Below are 16,317 nucleotides of genomic sequence, written 5' to 3' on the forward strand. Positions count from 1 at the left end.
GATGTGGAACTCCCATTCTCGTGGACGGGTGAGCGGTGAGGGCCGAATCCCGCGGCCCGGATGATGTATACCCTGGATGCTCCCAGGTGGCATCCGATGGCAGGAGGTGGCCTTTGTGTATACACTGAGGTGACGACCATGCCGACGGAGGGGGAAGCGATGCGCGCCAGCGACCGTGCCTACGCGGCTCTCCTCGACGAGATCCAGTCCGGCACCCTGGCTCCGGGAAGCGTTCTGGCGGAGGTGGAGCAGGCCACGCGACTCGGCGTGAGCCGTACGCCGCTGCGCGAGGCCCTCGGGCGCCTCGCCGCCGACGGCCTCGTGGAACAGGCCTCGCCGCGCGTCACGGTCGTCTCCGGCATCGATGCCGACGACATCCGCGCCCTCTTCGTCGTGCGCCGCGCCCTCGAGGAGATGGCCGCCCGACTGGCCGCAGCCGCCGGTGACCGCGCGGTCTTCGCCGACCTCGCCGCCGAGTTCGTCGCCGCCGAACCCACGGGCGACGCCGATGCGTACTACGCGCTCATCGCCCGCTTCGACGCGGCGCTGGACTCGGCGGTCGCCAACGAATACCTCGCCTCGTCGCTGCGGATGGTGCGCACCCACCTCGTCCGGGTGCGCCGCCTCGCCCGCGACAACCCCGAGCGCCTGACGGCATCGGTCGCCGAGCACCGGCTCATCGCCGCGGCGATCACCGCCGGTGACGCGGACCTCGCCGCCCACGCCACCCACGTCCACCTGCACAACGCCCTGACCTCGATCCTTGAGTCCCTGGAGGCCCAGCCATGACCATCACGCATCACCTTCGCGTGCACCGCAGCGACGAGAACCTCGCCCGTGAGGGGCAGCTCGCCTGGCACATCGCCGAGGTCGCCGCCGACCCCGTCGAGGTCGACCCCGAGGTCGTCGACATGATCATCAACCGGGTCATCGACAACGCGGCCGTCGCCGCGGCATCCCTCACCCGCGCCCCCGTCAGCGCCGCCCGCCAGCAGGCGCTGGACCACGCCGTCTCGGTCGGCGGTGCCGGTGCGACGGTGTTCGGCTGCAGCCTCGACCGCCGCACGAGCCCCGAATGGGCGGCATGGGCCAACGGCGTCGCCGTGCGCGAGCTCGATTACCACGACACCTTCCTCGCCGCCGAGTACTCCCACCCCGGCGACAACATCCCGCCGATCCTCGCCGTCGCCCAGCACGTCGGCTCCGACGGCGCCGCGCTCGTCCGCGGCATCGCGACCGGCTACGAGATCCAGATGGACCTCGTGCGCGCGATCTGCCTGCACAAGCACAAGATCGACCACGTCGCCCACCTCGGCCCCTCGGCCGCCGCCGGCATCGGCACGCTCTTGGGGCTTCCCGTCGAGACGATCTACCAGGCCGTCGGCCAGGCGCTGCACACCACCACCGCCACGCGCCAGTCGCGCAAGGGTGAGATCTCCACCTGGAAGGCGCACGCTCCCGCCTTCGCCGGGAAGATGGCCGTCGAGGCGGTCGACCGTGCGATGCGCGGCGAGACCTCGCCCTCCCCGATCTACGAAGGCGAAGACGGCGTCGTCGCCTGGATGCTCGACGGCCCCGATGCCTCGTACGACGTGCCGCTGCCCGCCGCCGGCGAGCCCAAACGCGCGATCCTCGACTCCTACACGAAGGAGCATTCCGCCGAGTATCAGGCGCAGGCGTGGATCGACCTGGCCCGCAAGCTCCACGGCGAGCACCCCGAGGCCACCGACCCCGCGAACGTCGAGTCGATCGTGCTGCACACCTCGCACCACACCCACTACGTCATCGGCTCCGGCGCCAACGACCCGCAGAAGTACGACCCGACGGCATCCCGCGAGACGCTGGACCACTCGATCCCGTACATCTTCGCCGTCGCGCTGCAGGACGGCGGCTGGCATCACGTCGACTCGTACGCCCCCGAGCGCGCGAACCGCGAGGACACCGTGGCGCTGTGGCACAAGATCACCACGGCGGAGGACGCGGAGTGGACCCGCCGCTACCACTCGGACGATCCCGCCGAGAAGGCGTTCGGCGGCCGCGTGGAGATCCGGCTGACCGACGGCACCGTCATCGAGGAAGAGATCGCCGTCGCCGACGCGCACCCCCTCGGCGCCCGCCCGTTCGCCCGTGCGGACTACATCCGCAAGTTCCGCATCCTCGCCGAGCCGGTGCTCGAGCCCGCCGAGATCGAGCGGTTCCTCTCGCTCGCGGAGCGGCTGCCGGAGCTGGATGCCGCGGAGGTGCGTGAGCTGTCGATCGTCGCGAAACCCGGCGTGCTGCTGGCCGCCCCCGCACCCAAGGGGCTGTTCTGATGCTGTACTCGACCGTGACCCCCGCCGACAAGCGCCGCCTGCTGCGCGAGCGCCTCGCCTCCGGCGAACTGCTGCGCTTTCCCGGCGCCTTCAACCCGCTCTCGGCCCGCCTGATCCAGCAGAAGGGCTTCGAGGGCGTCTACATCTCGGGGGCCGTGCTCTCGGCGGACCTGGGACTGCCCGACATCGGACTCACGACCCTCACCGAGGTCGCCGGCCGTGGGCAGCAGATCGCCCGCATGACCGACCTCCCCGCCATCATCGACGCCGACACCGGCTTCGGTGAGCCGATGAACGTCGCCCGGTCGATCCAGACCCTCGAGGACGCCGGCATCGCCGGTGCCCACATCGAGGATCAGGTGAACCCCAAACGGTGCGGCCACCTCGACGGCAAGGCCGTCGTGGACGAGGACACCGCCGTCAAGCGCATCCGTGCCGCCGCCGACGCCCGGCGCGACCCGAACTTCCTCATCATGGCCCGCACCGACATCCGCGCCGTCGAGGGGCTCGACGCCGCCGTCGACCGCGCCAAGGCGCTCGTCGACGCCGGCGCGGACGCGATCTTCCCCGAGGCGATGCGGACGCTGGCGGAGTTCGAGGCCGTGCGCCGGGCCGTGGACGTGCCGATCCTGGCGAACATGACGGAGTTCGGAAAGAGCGAGCTGTTCTCCGTCGCGCAGCTGCAGAACGTCGGCGTGAACATCGTGATCTGGCCGGTGTCGCTGCTGCGCATCGCGATGGGAGCGGCGGGCCGGGCGCTGGACGAATTGACCGCCGAGGGTCATCTCACCGGCAAACTGGGCGAGATGCAGCACCGTGCCGACCTGTACGAGCTGCTCGACTACGAGTCGTACAACCAGTTCGACACGAACGTCTTCAACTTCCAGATCGCTCGCTGAGCGGCATCCATCACGAAGGAGTGAGCATGACCGAGTCCGACATCCACAAGGGCCTGGCCGGAGTCGTCGCCGACGTCACGGCGGTCTCGAAGGTCAACCCCGAGACCAACAGCCTGCTCTACCGCGGCTATCCCGTGCACGAGCTCGCCGCGACCCAGCCCTTCGAGGCCGTCGCGTACCTGCTGTGGAACGGCGAACTGCCCGACGCCGCGCAGCTGGCCGACTTCCGGCGCACGGAGCGCGAGCATCGCGCCCTCCGCGACGACGTCAAAGCGGCGATCGACCTGGTGCCGCTGGACGCGCACCCGATGGACGAGGTGCGCACCGCGGTGAGCCTGCTCGGCGCCGTCGACCTGGCCGGCACCGGCTCGGTGCTCGACGCGAGCGGGAGCGACGAGGACAACCTCGCGCGCAGCATCCGCCTGTTCGCCGCACTCCCCGCGATCGTCGCGTACGGTCAGCGCCGCCGGCGGGGCCTGGCGCCCGTCGAGTCGCGCGACGACCTCGACTACTCGGCGAACTTCCTGTGGCTCACGTTCGGAGAGGAAGCCGACCCGATCGTCGTCGATGCGTTCAACCGCTCGATGATCATGTACGCCGAGCACTCCTTCAACGCTTCCACCTTCACCGCCCGGGTCATCGCCTCGACCCTCAGCGACCTGTACTCCGCCGTGGTCGGCGCGATCGGGGCGCTCAAGGGTCCGCTGCACGGTGGGGCCAACGAGGCGGTGCTGCACATCTTCGACGAAATCGGGGAGGCCGCGAACGTGGGGCCGTGGCTGGACGACGCCCTCGCCGCCAAGCGCAAGATCATGGGCTTCGGCCACCGGGTCTACAAGCGGGGCGACTCGCGGGTGCCGACCATGAAGGCGGCGCTGGACGAGCTCATCGTCTTCTACGACCGCCCCGAGGTGGCGGAGCTGTACGACGCGCTGGAGTCGGAGTTCGTCGCCCGCAAGGGCATCTACCCGAACCTCGACTACCCCTCGGGTCCCGCGTACAACCTCATGGGCTTCGACACCCTCACCTTCACGCCGCTGTTCGTTGCCGCGCGCGTGACGGGATGGACCGCGCACATCCGCGAGCAGCTGGCATCCAATGCCCTGATCCGGCCGCTGTCGCTGTACAACGGCCCTGATGAGCGGCACATCGACGGCCATGTTCCCGACGAGGCCGTGCTCGAGGCGCTGCAGCGTCAGGAGGAGGCCGCGGGATGATGCGGGCGGCCCGCGTCGGATTGCCGCCCGAAGATTGTATAGAATCGTCCCACGCGTGAGGAGAGTCAATGAAGATCGTCGTGCTGGTCAAAGAAGTCCCCGATACCTACGGTGACCGCAAGCTGAACCTGGAGACAGGGCTTGCGGACCGTGAAGCGAGCGAGCGGGTGCTCGATGAGATCGGAGAGCGGTCGCTGGAAGTGGCGCTGAGCTACGCCGATGCGAACCCCGGCACCGAGGTCGTGGTGCTCTCGATGGCGCCGGAGGCGTCGGCGGCGACCATCCGCAAGGGATTGGCGATGGGCGCGGCATCCGCAGTGCAGGTCGTAGACGAGGCACTCGCCGGTGCTGACCTGGGCCTGACGGCCGAGGTGCTGGCCGCCGCCGTCAAGCGCACCGGCTTCGATCTCGTGATCACCGGCAACCAGTCCACCGACGGCACCGGCGGGGTGGTCGGGGCGATGATCGCCGAGCACCTCGGTGTGCCGCACGCGACCGCGCTGTCGGCCGTGGAGATCGGCGAGACGCAGGTCTCGGGCAACCGCGCGACCGACGCCGGCAACGCCCGCGTGACCGCGTCCCTGCCGGCACTGATCTCGATCACCGAGGCGCTGCCCGACGCACGGTTCCCGAACTTCAAGGGCATCATGGCGGCGAAGAAGAAGCCCTTCGAGACCTTGTCGCTCAGCGACCTCGGGGTGGATGCCGGTGTGGAGACCACCGCGCGGTCGATCATGACCGCCGTGAATGAGAAGCCCCCGCGTTCGGCGGGAGTCAAGATCGTCGACGAGGGCGACGCCGGCGAGAAGCTCGCGGCGTACCTCATCGAGAACCGGCTGGCGTGAGGGGAATCCGCGACATGACTGACTTTGCAGCAGATTCGATCCTCGTCCACCTGGACGTGCTCCCGAGCGGCGAGCTGGCCAAATCGGCCGCGGGCCTGGTCGGCGCGGCCGCGTCGATCGGCACCCCGGTGGCGCTCGTCGTCGCCGGCGCCGAGCAGCACGACGCGCTGGCATCCGCCGCCGCAGCCCTCGGTGCGCAGGCGGTGTTGACGGCCGACCTCGGCGGAGCCGATACGGCGCTGACCGTGCCGCTCGTCGACGCGCTCGTCGCGGCATCCGACCTCGTACAGCCCGACGCGGTGCTGGTGTCCAACTCCATCGAAGGTCGCGACATCGCCGGGCGCTTCGCCGCCCGCACGAAGCGCGCACTCGCGGTGGATGCCGTCGGCGTCGCCCGCGACGACGAGGGCGTGGTCGCACAGCACTCCGTCTACGGCGGGGCCTACAACGTCACCTCCGCGCCGACGTTCGGCGCCTACGTCGTCACCGTGCGTCAGGGCGCGGTCGACGCGCGCGCCGAGGCCGTCGCGAGCCCCGCGATCACGCGGCTCGACGTGACGCCGTCGGGGGCTCCTGCGGCGACGATCGAGTCGTTCGAAGAGGCCGTCGTGGCATCCTCGCGCCCCGAACTGCGCGGCGCGGCCAAGGTCGTCTCGGGCGGTCGCGGTCTCGGTTCGGAAGAGAAGTTCGCCCTCGTCGAGCAGCTCGCCGACACGCTCGGCGCCGCGATCGGTGCTTCGCGCGCCGCCGTGGATGCGGGCTACGTGCCGTACTCGTACCAGGTCGGTCAGACCGGCGTCTCGGTGTCGCCCCAGCTGTATGTCGCTCTCGGTATCTCGGGCGCGATCCAGCACAAGGCGGGCATGCAGACGGCGAAGACCATCGTCGCGATCAACAAGGACGGCGACGCGCCGATCTTCGACATCGCCGACTTCGGCGTCGTCGGCGACCTGTTCACCGTCGTGCCGCAGCTGATCGCGGCCCTCGAAGCGAAGAAGGCGTAGCGACGGATGGCGACTTACGGGCGTACGGTACGTCGCGGTCTGCCGCGGGTGACCGGCGGCGAGCCGTGGCCGCCGGCGGGCACCGCGCCCGAGGGGGTCGGCGCGGAGGCCGCGCCCGTGGCGCCGGTCGCAGCATCCGCTGCCGCGCCCGCGCCCGCGCCTGCGCCTGCTGAGCCCGTGGCCCAGGCTGCCCCCGCTGCGGCGGCTCACCCGTCGCAGGATGCGCCTTCCGTGCCTGCGAAGCGACAGGATGCGACAGGCGAGCCGGATACGGCCGGCCGAGCGTTGCGTCGCGGTCTGCCGCGCGTTCCCGGCGGCGAGCCCTGGCCGCCCGCCGGCGCCGCCTCCGCCGCCGCGTCCGCGCCGCCCGCCGCGCCGCCCGCGCCCGCGGCCAGCGCTGCTCCGGTGTCGGTTGTGGCGGGTGTTTCGGCCGCGGACCGTGCGGAAGTGACACTCGAGCAGCCCGCGGCGCAGCCGCCGGCGGGGGCGGAGGGTGTCGCGCTCCGGCGCGGACTGCCCCGCACCGTGGGTGGTGACCCCTGGCCGCCGGAAGGCGTGGCACGCCCCGCGTCGGCGACGACGACGGATGCCGCGACGGCGGATGCCGCGACAACGGATGCCGCGACGGCGGATGCCGCGACGACGGATGCCGCGACGGACGCAAGCGCGCCCGTGGCTCCAGCCGCAGCGACGACCTCACCGGCTGCCGCGACCACCCCCGCGACCCCCGCCCCCGCACCATCGACCGAGGTCGCGACCGGACCTCGCCCGCCGCTCACGGTGCCGCGCACCGTGTGGCCGGGAGCCGCGGCATCCCGTCGCCCCGCCCCGAAGCCCGAGCCGAAGCGCATCGGGCCGTTCACGCGCGGCCAGTGGGCCGGCGTCGTGGTCGTCGGCGGCGGCGGCCTGCTCGTCGCCGCGGCGATGGCGGTGTTCTTCGTGCGGTGGTTCCTGAGCCTCGATTTCATGCAGGACTTCCTCGTCACCTACCCGGGCGAGTACCACCTGCCCGAGGGCGCGCCGGTCGGCTTCCCCGCGTGGCTCGGATGGCAGCACTTCTTCAACGCGTTCTTCATGGTGCTGATCATCCGCACCGGCCTGCAGGTGCGCACCGAGAAGCGTCCCGCGGTGTTCTGGACACCGCGCGGCGACAAGAAGGGCAAGACCAGCCTCACGATCTGGCTGCACCAGTCGCTCGACCTCCTCTGGATGGTCAACGGTCTCGTGTTCCTGGTGCTGCTGTTCGTCAGCGGCCAGTGGATGCGCATCGTGCCCACCAGCTGGGAGGTCCTCCCCAACGCACTGTCGGCGGCGCTCCAGTACGTCTCGCTGGACTGGCCCACCGAGAACGGCTGGGTCAACTACAACGGGCTGCAGCAGCTGGCGTACTTCTCGACGGTGTTCATCGCCGCCCCGCTCGCGATCATCACCGGCTACCGCATGAGCGGACTGTGGCCCAAGAAGAACGCCCGCCTGAACAAGGCGTACCCGATCGAGTGGGCGCGCGCCGTGCACTTCCCGGTGATGCTCTACTTCGTGGCGTTCATCATCGTTCACGTCGCGCTCGTGTTCGCCACCGGGGCGCTGCGCAACCTCAACCACATGTACGCCGCGCAGGGCTCGGTCGACGGTGTCGCGTACGCCGACAACTGGACCGGGTTCTGGATCTTCATCGCCTCGCTCGTCGTGATGGCCGGCGGGTGGATCGCCGCCCGCCCGCTCGTGGTCGCCCCGATCGCGCGGCTGTTCGGCACGGTCAGCGGCCGGTAGTCATGACGGATGCCGCGGTGCGCTGGACCAGGCTGGTCACGCGCGTGCAGGCACCCAACGCCGGGCCGATGACGCTCGACGGCACCAACTCCCTCGTGATCGGCGCGCCCGGCGGAGGAGGGGTGGTGGTCGTCGACCCCGGTCCCGAGGATGCCGGCCACCTGCGGGCTCTGCAGCAGTTCGGCCCGGTGGAGCTGATCCTCCTCACCCACCACCACCACGACCACACCGAGGCGGCACCCCGGTTCGCCACGCTCACCGGCGCCCCGGTGCGCGCGTTCGACGCGGCGCTGTGCCTCGATGCGTCGCCGCTGGTCGACGGGGAGCGCATCGAGGCGGCGGGCACGGTCGTCGAGGTCGTCGCGACGCCCGGACACACCGCCGATTCGGTGTCGCTGCACCTGCCGGCGGATGCCGCCGCGGCCGATCCCGCGGCATCCGTCACCGGCAGCATGCTCACCGGAGACACGATCCTCGGGCGCGGCACGACCATCATCGCCTCCCCGGACGGCTCGCTCGCCGACTACCTCGCCTCCCTCGACCGACTGCGCGGGTACGGCGCGATCCCGGCGCTGCCTGCGCACGGTGCGATGCTGCCCGACCTCGCCGCCGTCAGCCGCATCTACGCCGCACACCGCCGCACGCGGCTCGACGAGGTGCGCGCGGCGCTCATGGCCCTCGGCAAGCCCGCATCGACGGATGCCGATCTCATCGCCGCGGTCACCGACGCGGTCTACGGGAGCGTCGACCCCGCGGTGCGCTTCGCCGCCGAGGCGTCGGTGCGCGCCCAGCTGGTGTACCTCCGCGACACCCCCGCGCCCTGACGCCCCGCGGCCCCGACGCCCCGCCCCGCCCCGCCCCGACGCGCGGCCCCGCCACCCCGCCGCCCCGAGGCGCCGACCCGGACGAGGGGATCTGCCGAATCGAGGCCGGTTGCGCTCCGGAAGGCCGCATCCGGGCAGATCTCCGCATCTCGGCAGGCGCCGGTACCGGCGGCAGACCCCGACGGATGCCACTGCCCGACGCGCCGTTCGTTCCCGCAGCCGCCGCGACTACACTGTTCGCACCGCTCACACCGCCTCGGCCAAAAGCCTGAACAGGATGGAACGACGATGACGTCGATGCTGACCGACCCGCCCGCGCTCGAAGACGACGACAGGGCAGCGATCCTCGCCGCGGTGCGGGAATTCGCCGCCGCCGAACTCGCCCCCCACGCCCTCGAACGCGACACCCACGAGATCTTCCCCCGCGAGACGCTGCGCCGGGCGGGGGAGCTGGGACTCGGCGGCATCTGCGTCCGCGACGACGTCGGCGGGGCGGGGCTCGCCCGTACCGATGCCGTCGCCATCTACGAGGCGCTCGCCGCGGGCGACACCGCCGTCGCCGCCCACATCTCGATCCACAACATGGTGGCCGGCATCATCGACGTCTACGGCACCGAGGCGCAGCGCACCGAGTGGCTGCCCCGGCTGGTGTCCCTCGAGGCGGTCGGCGCGTACTGCCTCACCGAACCCGGCGTGGGCTCGGATGCCGCCGCACTCACGACGACGGCCGTCGCCGACGCCGACGGGTATGTGCTGACGGGCGTGAAGCAGTTCATCTCCGGTGCGGGGGAAGCCGCCGTGTACGTCGTCATGGCCCGCACCGGCGACTCGGCCGACCCCGCCACCGCCGGTTCACGTGGCATCTCGGCGTTCCTCGTGCCCGCCGAGGCCGCAGGGCTGAGCTTCGGCGCGCTGGAGCACAAGATGGGGTGGCGCGCCCAGCCCACTCGGCAGGTGCTGCTCGACGGTGTGCGCGTGCCGGCATCCGCGCTCATCGGGGAGCTCGGGGAGGGCTTCCGCATCGCGATGGCCGCGCTCGACGGCGGCCGCCTCGGCATCGCCGCGTGCTCGCTCGGCGGCGCGCAGTGGGCACTGGACCGCGCGGTCCGCTACGTGCAGGAGCGCCACGCGTTCGGTGAAGCGCTCGCCGAGAAGCAGTCCGTCGTCTTCACCCTCGCCGACATGGCCACCGAGATGCACGCCGCGCGCGGCCTCGTCGAGCGGGCCGCCCACGCCCTCGACGCCCGGGCCGACGACGCCGCGGTGCAGTGCGCGATGGCCAAGCGCTACGCCACCGACGTCGGGTTCCGCGTCGCCAACGACGCGCTGCAGCTGCACGGCGGATACGGCTACCTCAGCGAGTACGGGCTCGAAAAAGTCGTGCGCGATCTGCGCGTGCACCAGATCCTCGAGGGGACGAACGAGATCATGCGGGTCATCGTGGGCCGTGACGTGCTGCGCCGCGGGCGCATGCCACGATGAGCGTATGACCGCATACGAGACGCTCATCGTCGAGACCCGTGACCGCGTCGGCTGGATCACGTTGCACCGCCCTGACGCGCTCAACGCATTGAACTCCCGGCTCACAGAGGAACTGGGGGCGGCGGTGGCCGCGTTCGACGCGGATGAGAACATCGGATGCATCGTGCTCACCGGGTCGGAGCGTGCGTTCGCCGCCGGCGCCGACATCAAGGAGATGGCCGACAAGTCGTCGCACGACATGACGATGCACAACCCCTTCGTCGGGCTGGAGGCCGTCGCCCGCGCCCGCACGCCGCTCGTGGCCGCGGTGGCGGGCTTCGCGCTCGGCGGCGGGTGCGAGCTGGCGATGATGTGCGACGTCATCCTCGCCGCCGACACCGCCCGCTTCGGCCAGCCCGAGATCAACCTCGGCGTCATCCCCGGCATCGGCGGCACGCAGCGGCTGACGCGCGCGATCGGTGCGTACAAGGCCGCGGAGCTCGTGCTGACCGGTCGCATGATCGACGCCGCCGAGGCGGAGCGCGCCGGCCTCGTATCGCGGGTGGTTGCGGCATCCGACCTGCTCGACGAGGCGGCCAAGACCGCCCAGGCGATCGCGTCGAAGTCGCTGCCGGTGGTCTACGCCGCCAAGGACGCCCTCCGCGCGGCGCAGGAGACGAGCCTCGCCGAGGGCCTGCGGCTGGAGCAGCGGATCTTCACCTCGCTGTTCGCACTCGAGGATCAGAAGGAGGGCATGGCGGCCTTCCGCGAGAAGCGCTCTCCGCGGTTCCGCCACCACTGAGCCCTGATGCGCCCCTAGGATGCCCACGTGAGCGTCGATCGGGCGGACGGGGAAGCTCAGGGCATCATCGCCCGGGCGGCCCGACTGGATGCCGCGCTCGAGCCCATCGACTGGAGCGTGCTGCCGCCCGGGGTCGATCGCGACACGGTGCCGGCTCCCAGCGGGGATCTGGCCCGCATCACCGCCGGCCCCGTCGACGGTCCGCGTATCGTGCTCGTGCCGGGGGTGACGGGGTCGAAAGAGGATTTCATCCGCATGATGCCGCTGCTGGCGACGGCAGGGTACCGCGTGGAGTCGTTCGACATGGCGGGGCAGTACGAGTCCCACGCGGCGGGCCCCGAGAACCTGCATCCGCCGCAGCGCCACTACACGCTGCAGCTGTTCGTCGACGACCTGCTCGCCGTGCTCGCCACGGGGGCGACGCCCGCCCACGTGCTGGGATACTCCTTCGCCGGCACCGTGGTCTCGGCGACCGTGGTCGCCCACCCCGAGCTGTTCGCGAGCGTCACGCTGCTGTCGGCGCCGCCGCTGTCGGGGCAGGTGCTGCGCGCCTTCAAGATCCTGGGTCCGCTGAGCGGGCCCGTGCCGGCGCGCACCGAGGCCAGGCTCATGATGTGGGGCGTGCGCAACAACCTGCACCACGGGCCACGCGATCGCGCCGTGTTCGTGCGTGCCCGGTTCGCCCTGACCCGCCGCGCCAGCGTCGAGGACATCTTCTGGCTCATGAAGCACACCCCCGACCTCGCCGATGCGATGCGCGCGCTGGGGCTGCCGATGCTGGTCGTCACCGGCACGGGCGACGTCTGGCCCGTTGAGGCGCATCGGGCGTTCGCCGAACGGCTGGGGGCGGACATCGTCATCATCGACACGGGGCACAGCCCCTGCGAGTCTGCGCCCTATCAACTCACCGAGGCGATGCTGACGCACTTCCCGCGATGATCCGCTGCTGCGCCCGCCGCCGGCGGCGCCCCTGCGCGCAGAGCAGGTGGCGTCGGGCCCAGCCGATGTCGCGCCAGTTGACGGCGACGACGTGGAACCCCCACGAGGCGCGGCGGCGGAAGCCGGCGAACGAGTCGAACGGCCGGGCGGAGACCCGCACGCGCAGCCGACGGTCGAACTCCACGCCCGTGCCGGGATCCAGCGCGAAGCTGATGTCAAGATCGTCATGCATCCGGGGGTCGTCCAGGTGCACGCGGCGTCGGGCGTCGAGCCAGGTGTCGCGACGCAGCGCGAAGCTCGAGCCGAACAGCGGCACGTGGCCGATCATCAGCCGCATGAACCAGAAGTACCCGCCCAGGTAGCCGAAGCGGCCGACGACCCGCCACCCCAGCCCCTTGCCGTAGAAGCTGCCGGTGCCGGTGAGCGCGCCGAGGGTGGGGTCGGCGTCGAAGCGTTCGACGAGGCGGGCGATCCAATCCGGGTACGGGAGCGAATCGGCATCCAGCCGGCCGATGATGTCGCCCGAGGCGGCGTCGAACCCGGCCGCCGTCGCGAGCAGCACACCGCGCCGCGGCTCGCGCACGACGACGGCACCGGCCGCACGGGCGACCGCGGCGGTGTCGTCGGTCGAACCGTTGTCGACCACGACGATCTCATCCGGCGGGCGCGTCTGCGCGGCGAGGGAGGCGAGGCAGTTCGCGAGCATGAGCGCATCGTCCAGAGACGGGATGACGACGCTGACGGTGCTCATCGAGCGCCAGCCTAGGCCCTGCCGCGCGTCTGGGGCGGGGGATCGCTCACCCGGCGCGTCGCCCGGGCAGTCGGTCCACGAGAGGGGCCAGCGCTCCCCGCAACAGCCCGACGAGCCCGAACGGGACGAAGAAGGCGAAGAGGATGAGCACGATGCCATAGGTCGCGCCGGTCGCGGCCGGGCTGATGCTCGAGGTGAAGGCCGGCACGTACTGGATGAAGAGCGCTCCGAGCACCGCACCGGCCACGGTCGCGAGACCGCCCACGACGATGAGCGTCACGAATGAGATCGACAGCATGAGCCCGAAGTTCTCCGGGCCGACGAACTCCAGCAGCAGTGCGTAGAGGCCGCCCGCGACGCCCGCGTAGGCGGCCGAGCTCGCGAACAGCCGGGTCTTGGTCTGCCACACGTCCACCCCGAGGGTCTCGGCGACGAGTTCGGCGTCGCGCACCGCGACGAACGACCGCCCCAGGCGTCCCCGCGCGAGCCTGCGGGTCACGACGTAGGCGAGTGCCGCCGTCGCGAGCGCCAGGTAGTACACCCACTGGTCGTGGGCGAGGGGGATGCCCGCCGGTGGGCTGGCGTCGATCGAGATGCCGCGGCTGCCGTGGGTCACCGGCTCCAGCGCGCGGATGACGGCGGGCGTCGCCATGGCCATCGCGATCGTGACGAGGCCGAGCTGCAGCCCACGCAGCCGCAGCGCCGGTAGCCCGATGAGGTAGCCGACGGCGAAGGGCAGGATGCCGGCGATGACGAGGGTGAGGGGATGGGCGATGCCCGCCTCGCCCGCGACGGCGACCGCGTAGGCGCCGATCGCGAAGAACGCCGAGTGCCCGAGCGAGACCTGCCCGCCGTAGCCGACGAGCAGGTTGAGGCCCAGCCCCACGATCGTCCAGATGCACACGAGGGTGACGGCGAGGTTGATGTAGCTCGGGTTCACCAGCGGCAGGACGACAAGCCCGGCCGCCAGGGCCCCACCGAGCACGATGGCCAACCACCGCGGCGGGGCGAGCGGCGGGCGGGGGCGGCGCAGCCATTCGGCGGCCGAGGTGCGCCGGGTGTTCGCCGCCAGCAGTGAGCGGATGGGGGAGGTGACCATGGTCATGCGCGTACCAGCTCTCGTCGGCCGAACAGTCCTTGGGGTCGCACCAGCAGCACCACCACGATGATCAGCAGGGCCACCAGCTGCTTGAGCTCAGACCCGACGGCCGGCAGGTAGCTGCCGGCGAGGTTCTCGATGATACCCACCGCGACGCCACCGACGAGCGCGCCGACGGGGGACTCCAGCCCGCCGAGCGTCGCGGCGGCGAACGCGTAGATCAGCACCGGCGTCATCATGCCGGGGTGCAGGAACAGCTCCGGTGCGATGAGGGTGCCCGCAAGCGCCCCCACCGCGCCGGCCACGGCCCAGCCGACGGTCATGGTGCGCCCGGTCGAGATGCCCGACAGCTCCGCCGACTCCGGAGCGGAGACGGCGGCGCGCATGCGCAGCCCGATACGGGTGAACCCGAACAGCGCCGCGAGCACGAGGGCGGCGGCCAGCACCGTGAAGACGATGCCGATGTCCTGCCGCGACACTGCGACCCCGCCCGCGACGAGCGCGCCGGAGCCGAACAGCGCGGGCACCTCCTTGGTCTGGTACGACCAGACCCACCCGATCAGGGCGTTGAGGGCGATCATGAGGCCGAGGCTGACGATGATGAGCGGGAGATGCTGATGGCGTCGCACGAGCGGGCGGAACAGCAGCCGTTCGATGCCGGCCGACAGCAGCGCGAGCGCGACCATCGAGATCGCCAGTGCCACCCCGATGGGCAGCCCCCACACGGTGAACTGCCACGACAGGTAGGCGCCGAGCAGCGCCAGCTCGCCCTGGGCGAAGTTGAGGGTGCGCGACGCGCGGTACACCAGCACGATCGCGAGGGCCAGTGCCCCGTAGATCGCCCCGGTGGCGATGCCGTCGACAAGCTGCTGCAGGAACATGGGTCGGTCCTCACACCCCCAGATAGGCGCGACGCACGTCGTCGTTGTCGCGGAGGTCGGCGGCGGTGCCGCGCACGGTGACGCGACCGCTCTCGATCACGAGGGCGGTCTCGGCGATGCCGAGGGCGAGCTGGGCGTTCTGCTCGACCACGAGCATCGCGGTGCCGCGCTCGCGCGCGAGGTCGTCGAGCGTCGCGAACAGTTCGGCGGTGATCTTCGGCGCCAGCCCCAGCGACGGCTCGTCCAGCAGCACCAGACGCGGGGCCGACATGAACGCCCGCGCGATGGCGAGCAGCTGCTGCTCGCCGCCGCTGAGCCCCGACGCCGGCCGTGCGCTGCGCTCCGCCAGGCGCGGGAAGCGCTCGAGCCAGCGGTCGGCTTCGGCGGCGGCTTCGCGCCGCGGGCGGGTGATGCCGCCGGCGAGGAGGTTCTCGCGCACCGTCAGCTCGGCGAAGGTGCCACGCCCCTGGGGGACGTGCGCGATGCCGGCTGCGGCGATGCGGTGCGGCGCCCACCCGGTGATGTCGCGCCCGCCGAAGCGGATCGACCCCTCGGTGCGGCACATGCCCGAGATCGTGCGCAGCGTCGTGGTCTTGCCGGCTCCGTTGGCGCCGAGGATCACCAGCCGGCCTGCGTCGCCGACCTCGAAGGCGAGGTCGCGCAGGATGGTGACGGGGCCGTAGCCGGATGCCGTGACGTCGACGGTCAGCACGCTCATGCCGCCGCGCTCCCGAGGTAGGCGGCCACGACGTCGGGGTCGCGCGCGACGGCGTGCGGGTCGCCCTCGGCGATGAGGCGGCCGAAATTGAGGACGACGACCCGGTCGCAGACGCTCGTCACGAGCCCCATATGGTGCTCGACGAGCAGGATCGCCGTGCCCCGCTCGGCTGCGAGACGCCGCAGGGTGGTGCCGAGCTCCGTCACCTCGCCGTGGATGAGGCCGTTGGCCGGCTCGTCGATCAGCAGCAGCCGCGGTTCGCTCAGCAGGGCGCGGGCGAGTTCCACCCGCTTGAGCGTGCCGAAGGGCAACGTGCCGACGATGCGGGTGGCCAGCCGTTCGAGGTCGAGCTCGGCCAGCAGCTGCAGGGCGGTGCCGCGCAGGCGCCGCTCGGTGCGCGCGAGCGCGGGGAGTGCGAGGGCGCTGGCCCAATACCCGCCGCGCGTGGCGTGATAGGCACCGGCGAGCACGTTCTCGAGCACCGTCTGGGATGCCAGCAACCCGAGGTTCTGGAAGGTGCGCCCCACGCCGAGGCTCGCGATGCGGTGGCGGGGCAGCCGCGTCACCTCGGTGCCGGCCACCCGGATGCTGCCGGACCTCGGCCGGTACAGCCCGCCGATGCAGTTGAACAGGCTCGTCTTGCCGGCGCCGTTGGGACCGATGAGGCCCACCACCTCGCCGTCGGCGACCTGCAGGCTCGGACCGTCGAGGGCCTGCAGGCCACCGAACGACAACCGCACGTCGGTGACCTCGAGTAGTGCCGGCATCGGCGTGCTCCTTTCAAGACAGGGGCGG

16 protein-coding genes are annotated in these 16,317 nt (G+C 71.6%); 11 read left to right on the forward strand and 5 right to left on the reverse strand.

The features are described from left to right. Nucleotides 1-159 precede the first annotated feature (159 nt). From ACFVR6_RS01960 to ACFVR6_RS02010, 11 genes are all read left to right on the forward strand, one after another. Complete coding sequence (locus ACFVR6_RS01960) at nucleotides 160-789, forward strand: GntR family transcriptional regulator (protein WP_386958302.1); 630 nt, start codon at nucleotides 160-162, stop codon at nucleotides 787-789. Next, on the forward strand, nucleotides 786-2,312 hold the full coding sequence (locus ACFVR6_RS01965; protein ID WP_386958304.1) for an MmgE/PrpD family protein: 1,527 nt from the start codon (nucleotides 786-788) through the stop codon (nucleotides 2,310-2,312). Before ACFVR6_RS01960 ends, ACFVR6_RS01965 begins: the two co-directional genes overlap by 4 nt. Further along, the gene (gene prpB, locus ACFVR6_RS01970) at nucleotides 2,312-3,211 is read left to right on the forward strand and encodes a methylisocitrate lyase (RefSeq protein WP_386958306.1); all 900 of its coding nucleotides are present in this window, start codon (nucleotides 2,312-2,314) and stop codon (nucleotides 3,209-3,211) included. Before ACFVR6_RS01965 ends, prpB begins: the two co-directional genes overlap by 1 nt. Before the next feature lie 26 nt (nucleotides 3,212-3,237). After that, entirely contained in the window at nucleotides 3,238-4,428 is a 1,191-nt protein-coding gene (locus ACFVR6_RS01975) for a bifunctional 2-methylcitrate synthase/citrate synthase (protein WP_386958308.1), read from the forward strand. A 68-nt stretch (nucleotides 4,429-4,496) separates the two neighbouring features. Continuing rightward, entirely contained in the window at nucleotides 4,497-5,273 is a 777-nt protein-coding gene (locus ACFVR6_RS01980) for an electron transfer flavoprotein subunit beta/FixA family protein (RefSeq protein ID WP_386958309.1), read from the forward strand. A gap of 14 nt (nucleotides 5,274-5,287) precedes the next feature. Then, nucleotides 5,288-6,277 carry an electron transfer flavoprotein subunit alpha/FixB family protein gene (locus ACFVR6_RS01985; RefSeq protein ID WP_386958311.1) on the forward strand — a complete coding sequence of 330 codons (990 nt, stop codon included), beginning with the start codon at nucleotides 5,288-5,290 and terminating at the stop codon, nucleotides 6,275-6,277. 447 nt (nucleotides 6,278-6,724) lie between these two features. Further along, on the forward strand, nucleotides 6,725-8,047 hold the full coding sequence (locus ACFVR6_RS01990) for a cytochrome b/b6 domain-containing protein (RefSeq protein WP_386958313.1): 1,323 nt from the start codon (nucleotides 6,725-6,727) through the stop codon (nucleotides 8,045-8,047). A gap of 2 nt (nucleotides 8,048-8,049) precedes the next feature. Next, nucleotides 8,050-8,871 carry an MBL fold metallo-hydrolase gene (locus ACFVR6_RS01995; protein ID WP_386958315.1) on the forward strand — a complete coding sequence of 274 codons (822 nt, stop codon included), beginning with the start codon at nucleotides 8,050-8,052 and terminating at the stop codon, nucleotides 8,869-8,871. Nucleotides 8,872-9,159: 288 nt separating this feature from the next. Beyond that, a complete protein-coding gene (locus ACFVR6_RS02000; RefSeq protein ID WP_386958316.1) occupies nucleotides 9,160-10,353 on the forward strand; it encodes an acyl-CoA dehydrogenase family protein in 1,194 nt (397 codons plus the stop codon). A gap of 4 nt (nucleotides 10,354-10,357) precedes the next feature. Next, nucleotides 10,358-11,134, forward strand: coding sequence for an enoyl-CoA hydratase-related protein (locus ACFVR6_RS02005; protein WP_386958318.1), 777 nt, complete (start codon nucleotides 10,358-10,360; stop codon nucleotides 11,132-11,134). 27 nt (nucleotides 11,135-11,161) lie between these two features. After that, on the forward strand, nucleotides 11,162-12,073 hold the full coding sequence (locus ACFVR6_RS02010; protein WP_386958320.1) for an alpha/beta fold hydrolase: 912 nt from the start codon (nucleotides 11,162-11,164) through the stop codon (nucleotides 12,071-12,073). Here the strand turns inward: ACFVR6_RS02010 and ACFVR6_RS02015 are convergent. The 5 genes from ACFVR6_RS02015 to ACFVR6_RS02035 are packed head-to-tail and all read right to left on the reverse strand — an operon-like array spanning nucleotide 12,039 to nucleotide 16,289. Then, nucleotides 12,039-12,824: a glycosyltransferase family A protein gene (locus ACFVR6_RS02015; protein WP_386958322.1), complete on the reverse strand. Its 786-nt coding sequence runs from the start codon at nucleotides 12,822-12,824 to the stop codon at nucleotides 12,039-12,041. The genes ACFVR6_RS02010 and ACFVR6_RS02015 overlap by 35 nt on opposite strands. A 46-nt stretch (nucleotides 12,825-12,870) precedes the next feature. Next, entirely contained in the window at nucleotides 12,871-13,929 is a 1,059-nt protein-coding gene (locus tag ACFVR6_RS02020; RefSeq protein ID WP_386958324.1) for a branched-chain amino acid ABC transporter permease, read from the reverse strand. Continuing rightward, entirely contained in the window at nucleotides 13,926-14,804 is an 879-nt protein-coding gene (locus ACFVR6_RS02025) for a branched-chain amino acid ABC transporter permease (protein ID WP_386958325.1), read from the reverse strand. Before ACFVR6_RS02025 ends, ACFVR6_RS02020 begins: the two co-directional genes overlap by 4 nt. A gap of 10 nt (nucleotides 14,805-14,814) precedes the next feature. Further along, nucleotides 14,815-15,522 carry an ABC transporter ATP-binding protein gene (locus ACFVR6_RS02030; RefSeq protein WP_386958327.1) on the reverse strand — a complete coding sequence of 236 codons (708 nt, stop codon included), beginning with the start codon at nucleotides 15,520-15,522 and terminating at the stop codon, nucleotides 14,815-14,817. After that, nucleotides 15,519-16,289 (reverse strand): ABC transporter ATP-binding protein, encoded by a 771-nt coding sequence (locus ACFVR6_RS02035; RefSeq protein WP_386958329.1) that lies wholly within the window; start codon nucleotides 16,287-16,289, stop codon nucleotides 15,519-15,521. The genes ACFVR6_RS02030 and ACFVR6_RS02035 overlap by 4 nt, the downstream gene beginning before the upstream one ends. Nucleotides 16,290-16,317: the final 28 nt, after the last annotated feature.

Origin of the sequence: Microbacterium sp. NPDC058021, assembly GCF_042885955.1 — a bacterium.
Lineage (GTDB): Bacteria > Actinomycetota > Actinomycetes > Actinomycetales > Microbacteriaceae > Microbacterium.

Excerpts from the sequence above, each read along its gene's own strand:
- ACFVR6_RS01965 (WP_386958304.1), top strand. The coding sequence starts at position 786 with ATGACCATCACGCATCACCTTCGCGTGCACCGCAGCGACGAGAACCTC.
- prpB (WP_386958306.1), top strand. The coding sequence starts at position 2,312 with ATGCTGTACTCGACCGTGACCCCCGCCGACAAGCGCCGCCTGCTGCGC.
- ACFVR6_RS01960 (WP_386958302.1), top strand. The coding sequence starts at position 160 with ATGCGCGCCAGCGACCGTGCCTACGCGGCTCTCCTCGACGAGATCCAG.
- ACFVR6_RS01985 (WP_386958311.1), top strand. The coding sequence starts at position 5,288 with ATGACTGACTTTGCAGCAGATTCGATCCTCGTCCACCTGGACGTGCTC.
- ACFVR6_RS02035 (WP_386958329.1), bottom strand. The coding sequence starts at position 16,289 with ATGCCGGCACTACTCGAGGTCACCGACGTGCGGTTGTCGTTCGGTGGC.
- ACFVR6_RS02030 (WP_386958327.1), bottom strand. The coding sequence starts at position 15,522 with ATGAGCGTGCTGACCGTCGACGTCACGGCATCCGGCTACGGCCCCGTC.
- ACFVR6_RS02025 (WP_386958325.1), bottom strand. The coding sequence starts at position 14,804 with ATGTTCCTGCAGCAGCTTGTCGACGGCATCGCCACCGGGGCGATCTAC.
- ACFVR6_RS01995 (WP_386958315.1), top strand. The coding sequence starts at position 8,050 with ATGACGGATGCCGCGGTGCGCTGGACCAGGCTGGTCACGCGCGTGCAG.
- ACFVR6_RS02020 (WP_386958324.1), bottom strand. The coding sequence starts at position 13,929 with ATGACCATGGTCACCTCCCCCATCCGCTCACTGCTGGCGGCGAACACC.
- ACFVR6_RS02005 (WP_386958318.1), top strand. The coding sequence starts at position 10,358 with ATGACCGCATACGAGACGCTCATCGTCGAGACCCGTGACCGCGTCGGC.
- ACFVR6_RS01980 (WP_386958309.1), top strand. The coding sequence starts at position 4,497 with ATGAAGATCGTCGTGCTGGTCAAAGAAGTCCCCGATACCTACGGTGAC.
- ACFVR6_RS01975 (WP_386958308.1), top strand. The coding sequence starts at position 3,238 with ATGACCGAGTCCGACATCCACAAGGGCCTGGCCGGAGTCGTCGCCGAC.
- ACFVR6_RS02000 (WP_386958316.1), top strand. The coding sequence starts at position 9,160 with ATGACGTCGATGCTGACCGACCCGCCCGCGCTCGAAGACGACGACAGG.
- ACFVR6_RS02015 (WP_386958322.1), bottom strand. The coding sequence starts at position 12,824 with ATGAGCACCGTCAGCGTCGTCATCCCGTCTCTGGACGATGCGCTCATG.